The sequence below is a fragment of the Streptacidiphilus sp. PAMC 29251 genome (assembly GCF_054208735.2).
In genome coordinates, this window is the sequence record NZ_CM135725.2 from 3,540,140 (window position 1) to 3,557,858 (window position 17,719).

Genomic DNA, 17,719 nt, shown 5'->3' on the forward strand with positions numbered 1-17,719 from the left:
CGCCTGCGGCCACCGGACCTCAGGCTCAGGTGAAGGGGGAGAGTCCAGCAGTCTCAAGGTGATCAAGCAGGTCTTGAAGGCATGCGTCCGACGAAGGCTGGTCGGTACGAAAGAACGAATCCTTGCCCAAGGCTCCGCCAGAGACGATCACCATCCACCGAGTGCCGGGGGTGCGCTCGCCGTCAGCTTTGAAGACTGCGCAGCACCCCTGCTCGATCAGCCATTCCATGAGTTCCACGATGTCCATACCCACCCCTCCTCTGAAGATCCTGCCAGCCCGAAGCCTCAGGTGACCGGTGGGGCCGCGGCCCCGGGCCGTGCAAGGGTGGCCAAGAGTGCACAACGACGACGACCGCTCCCCCACCGCTCGGGGCAGTAGTCGACGGTCGGTCCGCCGCAATCGTCAAGACCTGTGGATCGGCGCCTACAGGAAGCCGATCGTGTCTTTGGCCAAGCGGGTGAGTTTTGCTCGGAGCGAGGCAGTCTGCCGCCAGTGGTGTTCTGCGGCGACGCTGACACGGGTGACACCCGCATGGCCTGCCTGGTTCTCTGCCGGGGTCAGGTGTTCGCAAGCGATGAGCACGCCGATTCGGATCACCGCGATGCCGAGTTCGGCAGCCGCAGCGGGCTGGGACAGCCATGCGTCATCGCCGACGCCGGCCACACCTCCCATGATCTTCGGGTAGCCGCGCTGCTCCCTCGCCGCCATCCGTCCAGCCTTGCGCTCACGCCAGTTCATGCTGACCTCTCGTCCGCACGCTCAAGCAGCGCGCCTTCCCGGACCGCGACGCGGGCCTGCTCGGAGACCCTCAAAGGATCGTTCGGGAAGATATGTCATCCGCATGGTCTGCCGGAACCGTTCCGGACGAAACGGCCCGCCGGCCCGTGCGTGGCATGATGCGCTGCGGCGAAACCCACGATCACGGAGGCTGCAGATGGCACGGTCGATCGGCGCTGTTCTGCGGTCCTGGTTCCTATCGGGACGGCCACGGCTCGAACCCCAGCGCGCCAGGAACCTGCCCGTTCCGGTCGCGACCCAGGACCGTGCGCGGGAGTTGATGCAACAAGGTCACAGGTTGCAGGCCATCAGGGACATCCGTGCGGCAACTGGCTATGACTTTCGCGACGCGAAAGACGTCGCCTTCGCGCTGCTCCACGGTATCGAGGTTCCAGCAGGGTCCGTCCCCCGGGACGAGCAGGCTTAGACCGACCGGCAAAGGGGGTGCCCGAGGCTGTCGCCGAACCGACCCGTTGCCCGCTCACAACGGTTCGGCCCCAGCTCAGCGACGTGATCGCGGAGCTGGGGCCGATCGTCGTTTCCCGGGGGGCTACTGCTGGTCGAAGAGGTCTGCGGCCGTGGTGGCGGTGAGGGAGTGGTCGAGCCAGAGCTCGAGCTGGTCCAGGTCGGTGCAGGCGGTGATGCGACCGTGCTCGGCCTCGGAGAGGGTGATGCCGCGCTTTTCCAGGACCAGCAGGACAGCTTCGGCCAGGCCCTTGGCGCGGCCTTCCTCGCGGCCCTCGTCCCGGCCCTCCTGGCGTAGGCGTTGCGAGGTCTCCGAGCGGAAGAAGGAGAGGTCGACGGACATCAGGTCCCTCCAGGTCTGTGCGGCCGGGGCAGTGCCGAGGCCGAGTTCGGTGAGCTCGGCGAAGATCCTTGCGGTCTCCTCGTCGACGGTCTTCAACGCGGCGGCCAGCGCCTTCAGTATGGCACCTGCGTTCGCGTCCTTACCATGCGTGATCACTGAGAATGTCGCCAGTGGGATGTCCTCGGCGGCAGTCACCGGATCGGTGATGACGGGGACGTTGTGCGGCCCCAATACCAGCGGGCGGACCGTGAGCGTCGGCCACTCGGCCGGGCCGATGACGATCGGCTCGGCGGCCCAGGCCGCGGTGGAGCGGTCCTGGCAGACGATGAGCAGGACCGGCGGCAGCCGGTACTTCGCGTAGAGGTGGGCCAGGTAGTAGGCCCAGCTGCCCGGCTTGTCCGGGTCCTTCTTCCCCTGTGCCTCGACGGCCAGCAGGTGGCTTCCGCTCGATGCCGTGTCGACCTGGAGCAAGGTGTCCACGCGCCGTTCCAGCGGCTTGATCTCGGTGAGGTCCGTGGGCAGGAGCGACACCGCCACCGGGTCGGGGAAGGGGATCCCGAGCGTGCGGAAGGCCCGGGCGAAGATCCCCGGGTCCTCCTGGAAGATGCGGTGCATCGCCTCATGGGATGAGCTGACCATGGGGACAGGCTAGGGATCCGCTGGGGGCGAGGATCGGGCTTTGAGCGGTGTCACTCGAACGAAGGAACGCCGGTACGCTCCGGGGGTGGTGAAGTGTTCACCGCAACCACACATTTGGAGACGCTCCTTGCGCGGGCCACAGCGGATGAAGGTCATACAGCGCAGCGTGGTGCGGGAGATGGCGTGCCTCGGGCTGGAGTTCCGGGCCGAGGGCAGCGTCGTGCGGGGGCCGGGGACGACCGCGGTGGCGGTGCGGGAGCACGGGGGGCACGGCGAGGGGCACGTCGATCTCGGCTACGTGCTGCGGCTGGGCGAGGGCGACGGCCCGGTGGTCTGGGACTGCAGCGTGGGGTTGGGGCGGACCGAGGAGGAGCAGCTGCAGAACGCGGTGCGGATGTGGCGGACCACCACCGCCTCCGCGGTGGTGGAGCTGTTGGAGGGGCGGGGGGTGCACGGGGACCACTTCGCGCCGGGGGCGGTCGGCGGGGTCGCCGGCTGGCACGCGGTGCAGGGTCCCGCGTGCGTCTTCGGGTTCCGCAGCGGGCCGCTGGGCGACTGGGTGGCGGAGCACCAGCTGCTGCCGACGGTCGCGGACGCGGTGCTGCCGTTCCTCACCGACCCGGTGGTGAACGGGGTGAAGTTCTTCTTCGGCGGCCGGGAGGGCGACGAGGTCGCCGAGGTACGGGTCAACGGCGAGCCGGTCGCGGCGGCGTCGGCGGCGCTGCGGGGGCTGCCCTGGCCGAGGGGTGAACGGCTCGCCTGGGCGCGCTGCTTCGTCCTGCTGGCCGCTGATCCGCAGGGTCTGGCTGGAATCGAACGGCTGGGGGACGCCCGGAAGGCGCGGTGGGGCGCGCCCGGAGCCGCACGGCTGCGAAGCTGGTTGCAGCAACAGCAGCAGCGGTGATCCGACGGACCGACGGGTGCTGAGGCCGAGCCCGATCTGCTACTTCGTCAGGCTGTTGATGGTGGTGGCGAGTTGGTTGAGGAAGTCCTGGATCGGCGCCGCAGCTGAGGTCTTGTCGAGAAAGAATCCGAAGAGCGCGGCCAGTATCGCGTAGCCGAGCTTCATGCTCTTGTTCCTGATGAAAACGATCAGAAGGATGCCCAACAGGACAACGGCGGAGACTGAGAAGGTCGTCACTCTGTTCCACTTCCTCGTTCAAGACGTGCTCGGGGCCCGGGCCACCCGGCAGGCCGGTCCGCCGCGCCGATCTCCGGCACTGCCCCTCCCTCCCCCACGCCCGACCATCAGTGTCTCCGGAGCGAACGGCTCCGTAAAGCATTTCTGGAACAAAGCTCACCTGGTGATCCCTATCCGGCCGATATTGGCCGAACAGCACCAGGAGATCTTGGGAACGATGGTACAGGTGTACTGAACTGGGCATCGAGGGACGGCTATTCACGCCAGATCAGCAGCAGGGCCCGGTCGTCGTTGAGGTCCTTCGCCACGGTCTCGATGAGCCGCCAGGCGGTGCCGGTGAAGGTCGAGCCGACCAGCCGGTCGGCCTCCCCCATCAGCCGGTCCATGCCCTCGGAGAGGTCCCGGCCCGGCTCCTCGACCATGCCGTCGGTGCAGAGCATCAGTACGTCGCCGCGGGCGAGTTGGCCGCGCAGGCCGATGAACTTGGCGCCGTCGAAGATGCCGAGCAGCGGCCCCTCGGCCTCCTTGGTCTCCCAGTGGCCCTTGCCCATGCACCGCTGCATCCCGGGGAGGTGTCCGGCCGACAGCAGTTCGTACTCGCCGGTGTCCAGATCCAGCACCAGGTGCACGGCGCTGGCGAAGCCCTCCTCCCACTCCTGGCGCAGCAGGTAGCCGTTGGCGGCGGGGAGGAAGTCGTGCGGGGGCAGCGAGCCGAGCAGCCCGCCGAAGGCGCCGGAGAGCAGCAGCGCGCGGGAGCCCGCGTCCATGCCCTTGCCGGAGACGTCGGCGAGGACGGCCTCCAGCACCCGCTTGCCCTCGCCGGTGCGGGCGGCGACCAGGAAGTCGCCGGAGAAGGACTGGCCGCCGGCCGGGCGCAGCGCCATCTCCGCGTGCCAGCCGGCCGGCAGGGACGGGATCTGCGACTGCACCTTGAGGCGTTCGCGCAGGTCGAACAGCATGGTGCCGCCACCCCGCCAGGGCACGCCGACCCGGCTGCGGAGCTGGGCCACCAGCAGCCCGGCCGCCCCCACCGCGCCGACCACCAGCACGCTGCCCGGGGTGACCCGGCCCGCGCCGAGGCGGTACGGGCCGAGCAGCGCGGACTCGACGCCGAGGGCGGAGGCGGCGGCGGTGTAGAGCAGCACCAGGCTGCTGGGGCGCAGCAGCAGGGCGCCAGCCAGCACCGGGAGGACCAGCATCGAGGGCGGGCACCAGATGGCGTCCAGCAGGGTGAGCACGGTGATCAGCGGCACCAGGGCGAACAGCGCGGCGAAGGCGAGCCAGTCGGAGGCGTCGCCGCGGAAGTAGTCGACGGCGGAACGGCGCAGCTTGCGGCGGACCCGGTAGAGCGCCCTGCGCCCCCGTGCCGCCAGTCTGTCCCGAGGGGGTCCCCCGGGTGCTCCGCCTGCCATGCCCGCTGACCCTACCGAGGAGACCGGGCGCGCGTCGATGGCCGTCCGGGGGCTGGTCCCGCCGGACGGGCGGGAAGGGACGCGTCGCTGCGGCTTCTTCAGGGTCACCTGCGGACTCCCCCCGAGGCAGTCGTTGCGCCGGTGTGGCGCACCGGGGTGGCACTGTGGTGGCGCTCTGGTGCACTCCGACCTTACCTGGGCGACCTTACCTGGGCGGTTGGCAGCGGGGGCACCAGAAGAGGTTGCGGCCGGCGTGGGTCTCGGCGCTGACCGGAGCGGCGCAGACCAGGCAGGGCAGCTGGGCCCGGCGGTAGACGTAGACCTCGCCGCCGTGGGCGTCCTCGCGGGCGGCCCGGCCCATGGCCTCGGGCATGTGCTCGGGGCGGACGGTGTCGATCCAGCCGTCGCGGACGCCGTCCCGCATCAGGGCGCCCAGGTCGGTCCAGACCGCGTCCCACTCGGTGCGGGTGAGGTCTCGGCCGGGCAGGTGCGGGTCCAGGCCCTGCCGGAACAGCACCTCGGCGCGGTAGATGTTGCCGACGCCGGAGAGCACCTTCTGGTCCATCAGCAGCGCGGCTATGGTGCTGCCGCTGCGGCTGATCCGCTGCCAGGCCGCCTCCCCGGTGTCGTCCGGACGGAGCGGGTCGGGGCCGAGCCGGTGCTGCACCGCCTTCTTCTCGACGTCGCTGATCAGCTCGCAGGTGGTGGGGCCGCGGAGGTCCGCGTAGTGCTCGTCGGTGGCGATCCGCAGCCGCAACTGGCCGACCGGGGCGGGCGCGGGCCCGTCGCCGAACCGGACCTTGCCATAGAGGCCGAGGTGGATGTGGATCCAGCCGACGTCGGCGAAGCCCAGGAAGAGGTGCTTGCCATGGGCCTCGGCACGGGTCAGCGGGTGCTGGTCGAGGCGCGCCGCGGCCGCGGCGAAGGGCCCCTGCGGGCTGGAGACGTGCACGGACTCGCCGCCGAACACCTGGCGGTATGCGGCGGCGAGTCGGTGCAGGGTGTGGCCTTCGGGCATCGGTGGGCCGGGGCTCAGCTCTGCGGGTGGTGCGCCGGGACCGGCGGGAGTTCGCCGGTGGTCTCGTACTCGCTGATCATGTCGATCCGGCGGATGTGGCGGGGGTCCTCGGAGAACGGGGTGCCCACGAAGACCTCGACGAACTTGGTGGCCTCGTCCAGGGTGTGCATCCGGGCGCCGAGGCTGATCACATTGGCGTTGTTGTGCTCGCGGCCGAGCTCGGCCGTCTCGGCGCTCCAGGCCAGCGCGGCGCGGACGCCCTTCACCTTGTTGGCGGCGATGGCCTCGCCGTTGCCCGAGCCGCCGATCACGATGCCGAGGGCGTCGGGGTCGGCGGCGGTGCGCTCGGCGGTGCGGAGGATGAACGGGGGGTAGTCGTCCACCGCGTCGTAGATGAGCGGGCCGCAGTCGATCGGCTCATGTCCGGCGCTGGTCAGCCACTGGACGAGGTGCTGCTTGAGTTCGTATCCGGCATGGTCGGATCCCAGGTACACGCGCATGGTCGCCAGTGTGGCACGAGGGGGTGACCGGGCGCCGCCCAGGCCATGGGTGTCAGACCCGGCGGCTCGGGCGCAGAGCTTCAGCCCCTGCGGCCGGCCAGCTTCCAGGCGGCCGGGAGCAGGCCCATCGCCAGCACGATCTTGAGGCCGTCGCCGAGCAGGTAGGGGTAGAGGCCGAGCGAGGCGGCCTTCCCCAGGCCGACGTGCAGCGAGACGGCCAGGTACGGAACGCCGACCGCGTAGATGGCGAGGTTGCCGAGGACCATGGCGACCGCGGTGCGCAGCGGGCTCCGGTCCGCCCCGCGCCGGGCCAGTTCGCCGACCAGCGCGCCGGCCAGGACGAACCCGATCACATAGCCGAAGGTCGCCCCGGCGCCGGAGCTGCCCGCGGCGAACCAGGGCAGCCCGGCCAACCCGGCGAGCAGGTAGAGCGCCAGCGAGGCCACGCCGCGGCGGGTGCCGAGGGCGGTGCCGACCAGCAGCGCCGCCAGGGTCTGGCCGGTCACCGGGACCGGCGAGCCGGGGACGGACACGGCCCACTGCGCCGCTATGCCGGTGAAGGCCGCGCCGCCGGCCACCAGGGCGAGGTCACGGAGGTGACCGCGGGCCCGGGTGGAGGCGGGGAGCAGATCGGCGAGGACGGCGCCGGGGCGGGCGACAGCGGCGGCGGGGGCGAGGCTCATCAGGGGATCTCCGCAGGTCGGGCGAGGGTGTGAACGACTGTGAACCTATCGGCCGGCGAGCGGGCGTGCGTATGGCGTTCCCCACAGAAGTGCAGGTCGGTGCGTTGTGGGCACCGCACCCCCGGCCCCGCACCAGGGTTCGGTACGGGGCCGGGGAGGTAGCCGGCTGCTACTCGAAGCTCGGGCCCGCGGTGCGGGTGCGCTTCAGCTCGTAGAAGCCGGGGGTGGAGGCGACCAGCAGGGTGCCGTCCCAGAGCCGGGCGGCGGCCTCGCCGCGGGGGGTGGGGGTGACCACCGGGCCGAAGAAGGCGACCCGCTCGCCGGTCGGGCCGGGCACGGCGATCACCGGGGTGCCGACGTCCTCGCCGACCAGGGTGATGCCCTCCTTGTGCGACGCGGTCAGGGCCTCGTCGTACTCGGTGGAGTCGGCGGCCTCGGCCAGCTCGACCGGGAGACCCGCGTCGGCCAGGGCGGCCTTGATGGTCTCCTTGGTGCGGGGCTCCGCGTTGTTGTGGAAGCGGGTGCCGAGCGCGGTGTAGAGCGCGCCGAGGACCTCGTCGCCATGGGCCTGGGCAGCGGCGATGCAGACCCGCACCGGGCCCCACGCCTCCTTCAGGAACTCGCGGTACTGCTCGGGGATGTCCTTGTCGGCGTTGAGCACGGCCAGGCTCATCACGTGCCACTTGACGGTCACCGGGCGCTGCTTCTCGACCTCGAGGATCCAGCGGGAGGTCATCCACGCCCAGGGGCAGAGCGGGTCGAACCAGAAGTCGGCGGTGACGGGGGCGGTGGAGGTAGCGGACATGAGTCCTCCGGGACGAGGGACGTACGGTCACCGGGGCGAACACGGCACCGCCGCCGTGCATTCCCCGCTGGTGGGAGCGCTGGTGGGAGCACCGGCGGGAGCGTCGGCCGGTGCGCGCAGCCGCTGTTGTCCCCGGCCCGTGAAAAGATGCCGGGATCGACTCGACCGATGACCGGGCCCTCACCCGGTCGCGCCGAGCCGCAGTCCGTACGTAGGGAGAACCGCAGTGCCCGGGACCAATCTCAGCCGCGACGAGGCCCGCGAACGGGCCCGCATCATCAGTGTGGACAGCTACGAGGTCCAGCTCGACCTGCGTTCGGCGCTGCAGCCGGTCAAGGAGGGCCAGGGCGCCGGGAGGTTCGCCTCGCGAACGGTGCTGCGGTTCCGCTGCTCCGAGCCCGGTGCGGACAGCTTCGCCGACCTGCTGGCGCCGGCGGTCCGCAGCGTGGTGCTGAACGGGCGGGCGCTGGATCCGGCCGAGGTGTTCGACGGCTCCCGGATCGCCCTGGCCGGGCTGGCCGCGAGCAATGAGCTGGTGGTGGAGGCGGACTGCGCGTACAGCCGTACGGGTGAGGGGCTGCACCGGTTCACCGATCCGGTGGACAAGGAGACCTACCTCTACACCCAGTACGAGCCCGCCGACGCGCGCCGGGTGTTCACCACCTTCGAGCAGCCCGACCTGAAGGGGCCCTTCACCTTCACGGTGACCGCGCCCGCGCACTGGCAGGTGTTCTCCAACTCCCCCACCGGCGGCGACCCGGAGCTGGTCAGGGACGGCCTGACCTGGCACTTCACCCCGACGCCGCGGATCTCCAGCTACATCACCGCGGTCGTCGCCGGCCCGTACCACGTGGCCAGGGACCACTACAGCCGGGTGCTGCCGGACGGCCGACGGCTGGAGATCCCGCTGGGCGCGCTCTGTCGGGCCTCGCTGGCGCAGCACTTCGACTCGGACGAGATCTTCACCGTCACCAAGCAGGGGCTGGACTTCTTCCACCAGGAGTTCGACTACCCGTACCCCTTCGGCAAGTACGACCAGGCCTTCGTCCCCGAGTACAACCTCGGCGCGATGGAGAACCCGGGGCTGGTCACCTTCCGCGAGGAGTACGTGTTCCGGTCCAAGGTGACCGAGGCGGCCTACGAGGGCCGGGCGAACGTCATCCTGCACGAGATGGCGCACATGTGGTTCGGCGACCTGGTCACCATGCAGTGGTGGGACGACCTGTGGCTGAAGGAGTCCTTCGCCGACTTCATGGGCGCGTTCGCGCAGGTCGAGGCCACCAAGTACGGCGCGGGCTGGATCACCTTCGCCAACCGCAGGAAGGCCTGGGCCTACCGGGCGGACCAGCTGCCGACGACGCACCCGATCACGGCCGACATCCACGATCTGGAGGACGCCAAGCTCAACTTCGACGGCATCACCTACGCCAAGGGCGCGTCGGTGCTGAAGCAGTTGGTGGCCTATGCGGGGCGGGACGCGTTCTTCGAAGGCGCGCGGCGGTACTTCAAGCGCCATGCGTTCGGCAACACCACCCTGGCCGACCTGCTCGCCGTGCTCGCCGAGACCTCGGGGCGCGGCGCGGAGGCGATGGCCGAGTGGTCCCGCGCCTGGCTGGAGACCGCCGGGGTGAACGCGCTGACGCCGCAGGTGGTCACCGACGCGGCGGGGATCATCACCTCGTTCGCGGTGCTGCAGGACGCCGTGGCGGCGTACCCGACGCTGCGGCCGCACCGGATCGCGGTGGGCCTCTACGGCAAGGACGGGACCGGCGCGCTGGTGCGGACGCACCGGGTCGAGCTGGACGTGGCCGCGACCGGCCGCACCGAGGTGCCGGAGCTGGTGGGGCTTCCGCGACCGGCGCTGGTGCTGGTCAACGACGACGACCTGACGTACTGCAAGATCCGGTTCGACGAGGCGTCACTGGACACGCTGCGGGACGGTCTCGGCGACATCGCCGATCCCCTGGCGCGGGCGCTGTGCTGGTCCGCGCTGTGGAACCTGACCAGGGACGGGCTGATGCCGGCCCGCGACTACCTGGAGACCGTGCTGCGGTTCGCCGGGTCCGAGAGCGACATCGGCGTGCTGCAGTCGCTGCACCAGCAGGCCAGGTCGGCGCTGGACGTGTATGTGGCGGGCGGCAGCGGGGCGCGGGAGGAGTGGGCCGCGCGGCTCGCCGAGGGCGCGCTGCGCGAGCTGCGCGCGGCCGAGCCCGGCGGCGACCACCAGCTGGCCTGGGCCCGGTTCCTGGCCCAGACCGCGGGATCCCCGTCCGACCTGCAGCTGATCGAGGGCCTGCTGGCCGGAACGGCCAGGATCGACGGGCTCGACATCGACCAGGAGCTGCGCTGGGCCCTGCTGCACACCCTGGTCGCGACCGGCCGGGCCGGCGAGGAGGAGCTGGCGCTGGAACTGCTGCGGGACGACACCGCCAGCGGCCGGCGGCTGCAGAGCGCCTGCCTGGCGGCGCGGCCCACCGCGGCGGCGAAGGCCGAGGTCTGGCGATCCGTGGTGGATTCCGACGAGCTGCCCAACGCCCTGGTCGAGGCGCAGATCAGCGGCTTCCAGTCGGCGGGGCAGCGGGAGTTGACCGCGCCGTACACGGAGCCGTACTTCGAGGTGCTGGAGAAGGTCTGGGGCGAGCGGTCGATCGAGATCGCGCTGCGGATCGTCAGCGGGCTGTTCCCGCGGCTGGCCACCACCCCGGAGACGCTGGCCAGGACGGACGCCTGGCTGGCCGAGCACGACGCGGCGGCGCCGGCGTTGCGGCGGCTGGTGCTGGAGGGCCGGGACGACCTGGCCCGCGCGCTGCGGGCGCAGGAGTGCGACGCACGGAGGTAGTCGGCCGCGGCCTACGATGGCCCCCGGACGTTGCGGTTGTCGGCGGCAACGGTGTTGACGAGAGGCGCGTGCGGGGGATGTCCGAGAACACGGCGGGGCCGGGTGGGCCGCCTGCGGAGCAGTATCCGTACCCACAGACGGTGACTGACGGGGCGTCGGCGGTTCCGCCGCAGGCGCCGCCGCCTCCGCCTCCGGCGGGGTATGTGCCGGTCCAGGGGTACCCGCCGGCGGCCTACACGCCGACGCAGGCGTATCCGCAGCCGGGGCCTCCGCCGCAGCCTCCGTACGGGGGTTACGGGCCGCCGCAGCCGCAGTTGCCTTACCCGCAGCAGAGCGGCTATCCGCCGCCGCAGCCGCCCTACCCGCAGGCCGGGTACGCCCCGCCCGGGTACCCGCCGCCGCCCGCGGCGGGGCGCCGTGGCATCGGCAAGGGCGGGATCATCGGGATCATCGCCGGGGTCGTCGTGATCGCTGTCATCGCCACGCTGGTGATCGCGATCACCAGCAAGAGCGGCAGCAAGGGCCCGGGTGGCCGGACCCTCAGTACCGCGTGGACCGTCCCGTCCTCCGGGAGCGACGACCGGATCATCGGCTCCTGGCTGACCCCGACCACCCTGGTCCGGGCCGGCACCCAGGGCGGCGTCTCCGGCTACGACCCCGCCACCGGGCACAAGACCTGGACCCTCACCCCGCCGGCCGGCGCCGCCACCCCCTGCGCCATGTCGGAGGGCGTGAACACGGCCGGCATCGGGGCCATGGCCTTCGGCACCAACGCGAACTCCTGCACGTACTTCGTCGCGGTGGACTCCGCCACCGGCAAGATCCTCTGGAAGATCGCACTGACCAACACCGAGCACCCGCTGGCGACCCAGGCGACGGTCCTGATCCAGGGCTCGGTCGCGACCGTCCTCAGCCTCGGCCGGGCCGGCGGCTTCGACGCCAGGACCGGGAAGCAGATCTGGATCAACGCGTCCCGCGGCGACTACTGCACCGAGGACGCCTACGGGACGACCGGTGTGGTGGTCATCGAGGACTACTGCTCCGGCATCAGCCCCGCGCAGACCATGACCGCCCTGAACGCGAGCACCGGGAAGCGGCTGTGGCGCAGGACGATCACCGGCACGGCGGTGGAGGGCTACGTACTGAACGCCAGCCCGCTGGTGGCCCAGCTGTCCCCGGACTTCAAGGCCCCCGTCAGCGTCTACAGCAGCACCGGAACCCCGACGGCGTTCGACATGACCGGCTTCGACCTCAGCGAGGACAGCGAGGTGCCGGTGAAGCTGGCCGGCCAGACCCTGGTCGTCCAGGGCGGCGAGGACACCGAGAACGCCAGCTCGGACACCACCGCCGGACAGATCATCGCCTACAACCTGACGGACGGTCAGCAGCTCTGGCGCTACAACGGGGAGAGCGGCCACGGCGCGGTGCTGGCCCGTCCCGCGAGCGACGGCAATCTGTACGCGCTCTCCACCGGCACCTACAGCGGGTCGCCGCACTACGTCCGGCTGGACCCGGTGACGGGCAAGTCCACGATCCTGGGCACGCTGCCCTCGGACGCGGAGGGCTGGACGGTCAGCGGCGGCAGCCTCTACGCCCTGCCGGGCGGCGGACTGCTGATGCTGAACTCGTTCGCGAGTTCGTCCATTCCGGCGGTGGAGTCGTTCAAGTAGGCGTGATCGTGGTGGTCATGGTCGTGGTGATGATGGTCGTGGTGGTGGTGCGGCTTTCGGGCGGAGGTGCGCACGGTCGCGGCGGCGAGGTGGGGGACGGCCGCGTGTAGCGCCTGCTCGGCCTCGGCGGCGAGCGCCTGCGCGGCGGCGACGGTGAGGGCCGGGTCGACCAGGATCTCCGCCTCGGCCCGGAGCGTGTGTCCGGCCCAGCGCAGCCGCACGACGGTGGGGCCGCCGCCGTGGCGGTCGTGGCCGCCGCTGCCGTCGTGGCCGGGGACGGTCGCCAGGGCGGCCTCGGCGGCGTCCAGCAGGGCCGGGTCGACGCCGTCCATCAGCCGGCGCAGCACCTCGCGGGCGGCGTCGCGCAGGACCAGCAGCACGGCGGCGGTGATCAGCAGCCCGACCAGCGGATCCGCCTGGCGCCAGCCGAGCGCGGTTCCGCCCGCGCCGAGCAGTACGGCGAGGGAGGTGAAGCCGTCGGTCCTGGCGTGCAGACCGTCCGCGACCAGCGCGGCCGAGCCGATCCGCCGCCCGGTGCGGATCCGGTAGCGGGCGACCAGCTCGTTCCCGGCGAAGCCGACCAGCGCGGCGACGGCCACGGCGGCCAGATGGGTGGCCGGGCGGGGGTGCAGCAGCCGCTCGACGGCGGCGAACACCGCGAAGCCGGCCGAGGCGGCGATCACCGCGAGGACGGCCAGCCCTGCCAGATCCTCGGCCCGTCCGTAGCCGTAGCCGTAGCGGCGGGTCGGCGCGCGGCGTCCGAGCAGGAACGCGACCGCGAGCGGCAGCGCGGTCAGCGCGTCGGCGGCGTTGTGCACCGCGTCCCCCAGCAGCGCGACCGAGTGGCTCGCGGCGACGACCGCGAACTGGACGGCGGCGGTCGCCGCGAGGGCGGCGAGGGAGATCGCCAGCGTCCGCAGGCCCTCGGCGGAGGCGGTGAGGGCCGGATCGATCCTGTCGACCGGGTCGTGGCTGTGCGGGAGGTGCGCCATGAGCACACGGTGACAGAAGGAACGCATTGCGGCTACTGCCGAGATACCGGCTGTGACCAGGTGCGATGTCCTTGCAGGAGCGGGGGTTGGGCAGCGGTTCAGCCCTGTGGAGGGTTGCCTCCGCCTCCGTAGTACGGGGGCTGGGGTTGCTGCGGCTGGGGCGGCTGGGCGTAGGGGTTGTTCTGGTAGACCGAGGGCGGGGGCTGCTGGCCGCCACCGCCGCTGCCCTGCGGGGGCTGGTAGTAGGGGGGTTGCTGCGGCTGCGGCTGCTGGTAGGGGGGCTGCTGCGGGGGGTAGGACTGCTGCTGGTACGGGGGGTAGGGCTGCGGGGACGGCTGTTGCTGCGGTGCTCCGTAGCCGCCACCGGGGCCGCCAGGGGTGCGGTTTTTCTTTCGGCGGACGATCAGCGCGATCACGACGATCACCACCAGGAGCAGCAGTCCGCCCGCCACGGCGAGGACCAGGCCCGCACCGCTGGACTTGCTGCTGTCGGGGTGCGCGCCGTTGGTGGGGTGCGGAACGGCGGCACCGGTGCCCGGGACGGCCGTCGCGGCCCCGGACAGCGGCGTCTGCGGCAACGGGCCGGCCGCGGGGCCGGGGTTCTTCGCCAGCGTGGCCCAGAGTTTGAAGTTGGGGCGGGCGAGGCCGTAGCCCCAGGTCGAGTTGTGCGCGGCGGAGCCGACGGGGCCGTGGTCGGCACCCTTGATGATGAGGTTGACCACCTGGCCCTGGGTCAGCTTCGGGTAGGCGGAGCGGATCAGGGCAGCGATGGCGGACACATATGCGGCGGAATAGCTGGTGCCATCGCTCTTGTACTGCCTGGTATTGCTGTCGCCACCGTCACGCACAATTCCCACGGCCGGTGCCGTAACCGTCAGATGGGAACTGGCCGTGGAATCGCTCCACAGGTTTCCCTTTTGATCGACGCCGCCGACGGATACCACTCCGGGATAGGAGGCCGGATAGTCGTCCTCATCCGTCCCGGTGTTCCCGGAGCAGGCGACGACCACCACATTGTGCGCCTCCGCATAGGCGATGGCCTGTTCCTCTTCCGCACCGGGGGCTCCAGGGGCGCCCAGGGAGAGGTTGATCACCGAGGCGCCATGGTCGACCGCATAGCGAATGGCCGTGGCCAGGACCTGCGGGGTGTCACCATTGCCGGGATCGACCCCGATCGGCAGGATCTTTGCATCGGGTGCCATTCCCATAATTCCATCAGCGCCGCCGGGGCCGTCGCCGTGACCGGCGATAAGGCTGGCAAGCCCGGTCCCGTGACCGATCGAGGAATAGTCCTTCTGGCCGTTTCCGCCGTGGACCAGGTCGGTCCCGGGAAGGACCTGGCCGGTCAGGTCGACATGGGTGGCCCGGACGCCGGAGTCGATGACCGCCACGACCACGCCCTTGCCCGTGGAGTGCGGCCATACGTTCTTCGCCATCTGGTAGGCCGTCAGCGGCCATTGCGCATCGCGGGTCACATCGGCCTGGGCCACCGGCGCGGACGCCATGACCAGGGCCCCTGCCAGCACCGCTCCGCCGAATGCACTCAATGCCCGCGTGAAGCCCATCCCGCCCACCTGCGTCCTCTCCTCGCACCGACGGCCCCGCAGGTCGCACCTGCAGGGCCGCCATGGCGCTGTCCGGTCTTCTTGCACCCGTCGCCACTCAACCGCGGTCGGTCAGCCGATCACCGGAGGATTCGGCGCGGCGTCCTGGGCCCAGGTCTCGTCGTCCTCAAGAAGGTACGCCGCGCGGCTCTTGCGCTTCTTCTTGTTGTTTCCGCCGCGCCCGGCCCCGCCCATACCGCCCATGCCCATACCGGTGCCGCCAGCCCCGCCCTCACCGGCGACGCCCGCGCCCCGCTCGCCCGCGGCGAGTGAGGCCTCGCTCTCACCCATGGCAGCCGCGGACTCCATCCCGGCGCCCTCGCCGGCCAGTCCCGCGCCCTCACCGAGGCCGCCGCCGCCGAAGCCCTTGCCGAGGTTGGCGCTCACCCGGCCGCCGCCCCCGAGTCCGCCTTCTCCGAGACCGCCGCCGCCGAGGCCACCGCCGCCGGGCCCGCCGCCGAGGCCGACCCCGCCGACGCCGCCGTAGCCGGCGCCGCCCGAGCCGCTGCCGCCACCGGAGCCGGTTCCGACACCGCCGACGCCACCGACCCCGGTACCGCCCGTGCCGACCGTCCCGGTGCCGGTGCCCGAGGTCGGGCCGCCCTGGACGCCGTCCAGCGTGCTGCCGGGCGGGGGGACCGGCGCGACCGGCGTGCCGACACCACCGCCGCCGTTGACCCCGCTGGGGTCGCCGACCGGGACCAGCTTCTGCGGGGATTCCGGGGTGACTCCGCCCTGGATCGGCTTGACCTTCCCGGTGCTGTTGTCGCCGTTGCCGGGAACACCGCCATGGCCGGGCGAGCCGGGGACGGTTCCCTTGGGCTTCGACACCGGCGGCCCGGGCGGCGGTGGCGGAGGAGGCGGCCACGCACCGGTGCCACCGTCGTGCGGGGGAGCCTTCACTGACAACTGCGCGGCGGCCGCGTTGTACTGGGTGCCCACGTTCTCCATCACCAGCACGGCCTTCTGGTGCGCCTCCTCGACCGCGGACAGCTGCGAACCGTCCTTCTGGATCGCGTAGTCGAGGCTGTGCGAGGCGGCGTCCTGCTTGAACTGGATGTCGCCGCTCTCACTGGTCATCGCACGCGAGAAGCGGGACCAGCCGCTGGGCATCTTCGGCATCTCGCTCTGCGCGGTGGACAGCGCGTGGCTGGCGTCCGTCATCGCGGACGAGGTCTGGTGGGCGTACTGCGCACTGTTGGTGATGCTGGTCTTCAGCGTCTCCGCGTTCTCCCGGAACGCGTCCGCGCTGGCCCCGGTCCAATGCTCGAGCAGGTTGTTGACGTGCGTACCGAGGTCGTGGGAGGTGTCGTCCAGCGTGGTGCCTATGGTGGTCCACTGGGTGGCGACGTGCTGTATGCCGTCCGGGTCCGCATCCATGATCATGCTGCGGAGGTCCAGCAGTCCGCCGGTGCCCTCGAAGTTCGTCGTGAACTGGTCGCCGTTGGCCTTACCCCCGGCGTTCTTGACCTGGACCTTCTTCCACTGCTGATCCGCGTCCTTCTGCTGCTTGGCGTGCTGGTTCGCGCCCGCCCCAAGACCGCCGACTGCTGGCACTTCCGACCCCTCTCCCCGTGCGACCGAATCTCAGGACGTGGTGCCGAACTGGGCACTCGTGGTGTTCTCCTGCTGGGTGTACGCCGTGTGGACCGCGACCGTTTTGTCGGTGAAATTGCCAACCATGTCCGTCAATGTCTGGATCATCTGGTTGATCTGGTCCTTCATCGACTCATGCGCGTTGAACAGGTTTCCGGATTCGACGAACGCGTCGGAGCCGAACTGCTTGCGTGTCAGATTGGTGTTGTAGTTGACCTTGGTGCAGGCGCCGTCCATCCCGGACAGCACGACCCTGAGCTTGGTGATCGTGTCCCTCAGGTAGTCGAGGTCGACCTCGTAGCCGGTTCCGCTCATTGACCCATCTCCCCGTTCATCCACCTTCGGCGTCCGCCTTGACGCCGCCCCAGCAGGCATACAAACCACGGCCATCATAATGACCACATCAAGTCACTTTTAGATCGCCTCCCCTTCCTTGACGCCACCTGCACATACGGCGAGGGCCCACTCCCCCGCCGCGTCGGTGATCAGCTTCAGCAGCTCCGGGCCGTCCAGCGGCGCCGACTTGAGCACCGCGAAGGAGTGGTTGCCGTAGGGGAGGGCGAGCAGCCGCTGGTGCGCGCCGAGCGGGGGGAACTCGGGGCCGCCGCCGAAGGGGTCGGTCGCGCCCTGGACCACCAGGGTCGGCACCGGGCAGCCGAGGAGTTCGTCGGCGCGGCTGCGTTCCGGCTTGCCCGGCGGGTGCAGCGGGAAGGCCAGCGCCAGCACGCCGGCCGCGCCGGTCTCGGCGGCGGTGCGGCAGACCACCCTGGCGCCGGCGCTGCGGCCGCCGACCAGCAGCGGGACACCGGCCGGGAGGTGGTGCCCGGTGCGCAGCGCGGCGATGACCGGCAGCCAGCCGGCGTCCAGGGTCTTCGGGGCCGGTGCGACCTTCTTGCCCGCCACCCGCCAGGGCTGCTCCACCAGGGCGACGGTGATGCCCAGCGGGGGCAGGGCCGCGGCGAGGGCCTGCAGATCGGGGGCCTCGATACCGCCGCCCGCGCCGTGGCCGAGGGCCAGCAGGCCGCGGGCCCGGCCGTCCGGGTTCTGGGTCGGGGCCTGGGCCGGGGCTGGGAACAGGGTGCAGCGGGCGTCGCCGGCCGGGGTGCTGACAAGCAGGTTCATGGAACCGACCATAGAGGGGACATCCATGGCCGGACGGCAGCCCGCCGGGAGCGCCAGCCTGCGGGGACGGCCCGACATGGGAGGATGCCGAGAAGCGCGTAGCAAGCGTGCG

At 71.4% G+C, this 17,719-nt stretch carries 17 protein-coding genes; 3 read left to right on the forward strand and 14 right to left on the reverse strand.

Annotated features, from left to right (window positions below):
* Positions 1–25: 25 nt before the first annotated feature.
* The 3 genes from ACXKR8_RS16600 to ACXKR8_RS16610 all read right to left on the reverse strand — a co-directional run bounded on the left by ACXKR8_RS16600 (position 26) and on the right by ACXKR8_RS16610 (position 2,225).
* Positions 26–247, reverse strand: coding sequence for a hypothetical protein (locus ACXKR8_RS16600; RefSeq protein WP_458273682.1), 222 nt, complete (start codon positions 245–247; stop codon positions 26–28).
* Between the two features lie 177 nt (positions 248–424).
* A complete protein-coding gene (locus ACXKR8_RS16605; protein WP_458273683.1) occupies positions 425–739 on the reverse strand; it encodes a DNA-binding protein in 315 nt (104 codons plus the stop codon).
* Positions 740–1,328: 589 nt separating this feature from the next.
* Positions 1,329–2,225 (reverse strand): RpnC/YadD family protein, encoded by an 897-nt coding sequence (locus tag ACXKR8_RS16610; protein WP_458273684.1) that lies wholly within the window; start codon positions 2,223–2,225, stop codon positions 1,329–1,331.
* Between the two features lie 145 nt (positions 2,226–2,370).
* On the opposite strand from ACXKR8_RS16610, the gene ACXKR8_RS16615 reads away from it, so the two are divergent.
* Positions 2,371–3,129: a DUF6348 family protein gene (locus ACXKR8_RS16615; RefSeq protein WP_458273685.1), complete on the forward strand. Its 759-nt coding sequence runs from the start codon at positions 2,371–2,373 to the stop codon at positions 3,127–3,129.
* A 39-nt stretch (positions 3,130–3,168) separates the two neighbouring features.
* On the opposite strand, the gene ACXKR8_RS16620 is transcribed toward ACXKR8_RS16615, so the two are convergent.
* The 6 genes from ACXKR8_RS16620 to ACXKR8_RS16645 form a co-directional block, all read right to left on the reverse strand.
* On the reverse strand, positions 3,169–3,366 hold the full coding sequence (locus ACXKR8_RS16620; protein WP_458273686.1) for a hypothetical protein: 198 nt from the start codon (positions 3,364–3,366) through the stop codon (positions 3,169–3,171).
* A gap of 254 nt (positions 3,367–3,620) precedes the next feature.
* Positions 3,621–4,778 (reverse strand): PP2C family protein-serine/threonine phosphatase, encoded by a 1,158-nt coding sequence (locus ACXKR8_RS16625; RefSeq protein ID WP_458273687.1) that lies wholly within the window; start codon positions 4,776–4,778, stop codon positions 3,621–3,623.
* Positions 4,779–4,983: 205 nt separating this feature from the next.
* Positions 4,984–5,796: an Fpg/Nei family DNA glycosylase gene (locus ACXKR8_RS16630; RefSeq protein ID WP_458273688.1), complete on the reverse strand. Its 813-nt coding sequence runs from the start codon at positions 5,794–5,796 to the stop codon at positions 4,984–4,986.
* Positions 5,797–5,810: 14 nt separating this feature from the next.
* Positions 5,811–6,296: a ribose-5-phosphate isomerase gene (locus ACXKR8_RS16635; protein ID WP_458273689.1), complete on the reverse strand. Its 486-nt coding sequence runs from the start codon at positions 6,294–6,296 to the stop codon at positions 5,811–5,813.
* Between the two features lie 80 nt (positions 6,297–6,376).
* A complete protein-coding gene (locus ACXKR8_RS16640; RefSeq protein WP_458273690.1) occupies positions 6,377–6,979 on the reverse strand; it encodes a biotin transporter BioY in 603 nt (200 codons plus the stop codon).
* Positions 6,980–7,148: 169 nt separating this feature from the next.
* Positions 7,149–7,784, reverse strand: coding sequence for a DsbA family oxidoreductase (locus ACXKR8_RS16645; RefSeq protein ID WP_458273691.1), 636 nt, complete (start codon positions 7,782–7,784; stop codon positions 7,149–7,151).
* Positions 7,785–8,010: 226 nt separating this feature from the next.
* Between ACXKR8_RS16645 and pepN the strand changes: the two genes are divergently transcribed.
* Positions 8,011–10,623 carry an aminopeptidase N gene (gene pepN / locus ACXKR8_RS16650; RefSeq protein ID WP_458273692.1) on the forward strand — a complete coding sequence of 871 codons (2,613 nt, stop codon included), beginning with the start codon at positions 8,011–8,013 and terminating at the stop codon, positions 10,621–10,623.
* A 140-nt stretch (positions 10,624–10,763) separates the two neighbouring features.
* The gene (locus tag ACXKR8_RS16655; protein ID WP_458273693.1) at positions 10,764–12,293 is read left to right on the forward strand and encodes an outer membrane protein assembly factor BamB family protein; all 1,530 of its coding nucleotides are present in this window, start codon (positions 10,764–10,766) and stop codon (positions 12,291–12,293) included.
* Here ACXKR8_RS16655 and ACXKR8_RS16660 read toward each other — a convergent pair.
* The 5 genes from ACXKR8_RS16660 to ACXKR8_RS16680 all read right to left on the reverse strand — a co-directional run bounded on the left by ACXKR8_RS16660 (position 12,212) and on the right by ACXKR8_RS16680 (position 17,607).
* Positions 12,212–13,312 (reverse strand): cation diffusion facilitator family transporter, encoded by a 1,101-nt coding sequence (locus ACXKR8_RS16660; protein ID WP_458273694.1) that lies wholly within the window; start codon positions 13,310–13,312, stop codon positions 12,212–12,214. The two genes, ACXKR8_RS16655 and ACXKR8_RS16660, sit on opposite strands and share 82 nt — an antisense overlap.
* Before the next feature lie 71 nt (positions 13,313–13,383).
* Positions 13,384–14,850 (reverse strand): S8 family serine peptidase, encoded by a 1,467-nt coding sequence (locus ACXKR8_RS16665; protein WP_462100544.1) that lies wholly within the window; start codon positions 14,848–14,850, stop codon positions 13,384–13,386.
* A gap of 111 nt (positions 14,851–14,961) precedes the next feature.
* Positions 14,962–16,446 (reverse strand): WXG100 family type VII secretion target, encoded by a 1,485-nt coding sequence (locus ACXKR8_RS16670; protein WP_458273696.1) that lies wholly within the window; start codon positions 16,444–16,446, stop codon positions 14,962–14,964.
* A gap of 30 nt (positions 16,447–16,476) precedes the next feature.
* Positions 16,477–16,800 (reverse strand): hypothetical protein, encoded by a 324-nt coding sequence (locus ACXKR8_RS16675; RefSeq protein WP_458273697.1) that lies wholly within the window; start codon positions 16,798–16,800, stop codon positions 16,477–16,479.
* 99 nt (positions 16,801–16,899) lie between these two features.
* Positions 16,900–17,607, reverse strand: a complete 708-nt coding sequence (locus ACXKR8_RS16680) for an alpha/beta hydrolase family protein (RefSeq protein ID WP_458273698.1) — start codon at positions 17,605–17,607, stop codon at positions 16,900–16,902.
* Positions 17,608–17,719 lie beyond the last annotated feature (112 nt).

Excerpts from the sequence above, each read along its gene's own strand:
- ACXKR8_RS16600 (WP_458273682.1), bottom strand. The coding sequence starts at position 247 with ATGGACATCGTGGAACTCATGGAATGGCTGATCGAGCAGGGGTGCTGC.
- ACXKR8_RS16605 (WP_458273683.1), bottom strand. The coding sequence starts at position 739 with ATGAACTGGCGTGAGCGCAAGGCTGGACGGATGGCGGCGAGGGAGCAG.
- ACXKR8_RS16610 (WP_458273684.1), bottom strand. The coding sequence starts at position 2,225 with ATGGTCAGCTCATCCCATGAGGCGATGCACCGCATCTTCCAGGAGGAC.
- ACXKR8_RS16615 (WP_458273685.1), top strand. The coding sequence starts at position 2,371 with ATGAAGGTCATACAGCGCAGCGTGGTGCGGGAGATGGCGTGCCTCGGG.
- ACXKR8_RS16625 (WP_458273687.1), bottom strand. The coding sequence starts at position 4,778 with ATGGCAGGCGGAGCACCCGGGGGACCCCCTCGGGACAGACTGGCGGCA.
- ACXKR8_RS16630 (WP_458273688.1), bottom strand. The coding sequence starts at position 5,796 with ATGCCCGAAGGCCACACCCTGCACCGACTCGCCGCCGCATACCGCCAG.
- ACXKR8_RS16635 (WP_458273689.1), bottom strand. The coding sequence starts at position 6,296 with ATGCGCGTGTACCTGGGATCCGACCATGCCGGATACGAACTCAAGCAG.
- ACXKR8_RS16640 (WP_458273690.1), bottom strand. The coding sequence starts at position 6,979 with ATGAGCCTCGCCCCCGCCGCCGCTGTCGCCCGCCCCGGCGCCGTCCTC.
- ACXKR8_RS16645 (WP_458273691.1), bottom strand. The coding sequence starts at position 7,784 with ATGTCCGCTACCTCCACCGCCCCCGTCACCGCCGACTTCTGGTTCGAC.
- ACXKR8_RS16660 (WP_458273694.1), bottom strand. The coding sequence starts at position 13,312 with ATGCGTTCCTTCTGTCACCGTGTGCTCATGGCGCACCTCCCGCACAGC.
- ACXKR8_RS16665 (WP_462100544.1), bottom strand. The coding sequence starts at position 14,850 with ATGGGCTTCACGCGGGCATTGAGTGCATTCGGCGGAGCGGTGCTGGCA.
- ACXKR8_RS16675 (WP_458273697.1), bottom strand. The coding sequence starts at position 16,800 with ATGAGCGGAACCGGCTACGAGGTCGACCTCGACTACCTGAGGGACACG.
- ACXKR8_RS16680 (WP_458273698.1), bottom strand. The coding sequence starts at position 17,607 with ATGAACCTGCTTGTCAGCACCCCGGCCGGCGACGCCCGCTGCACCCTG.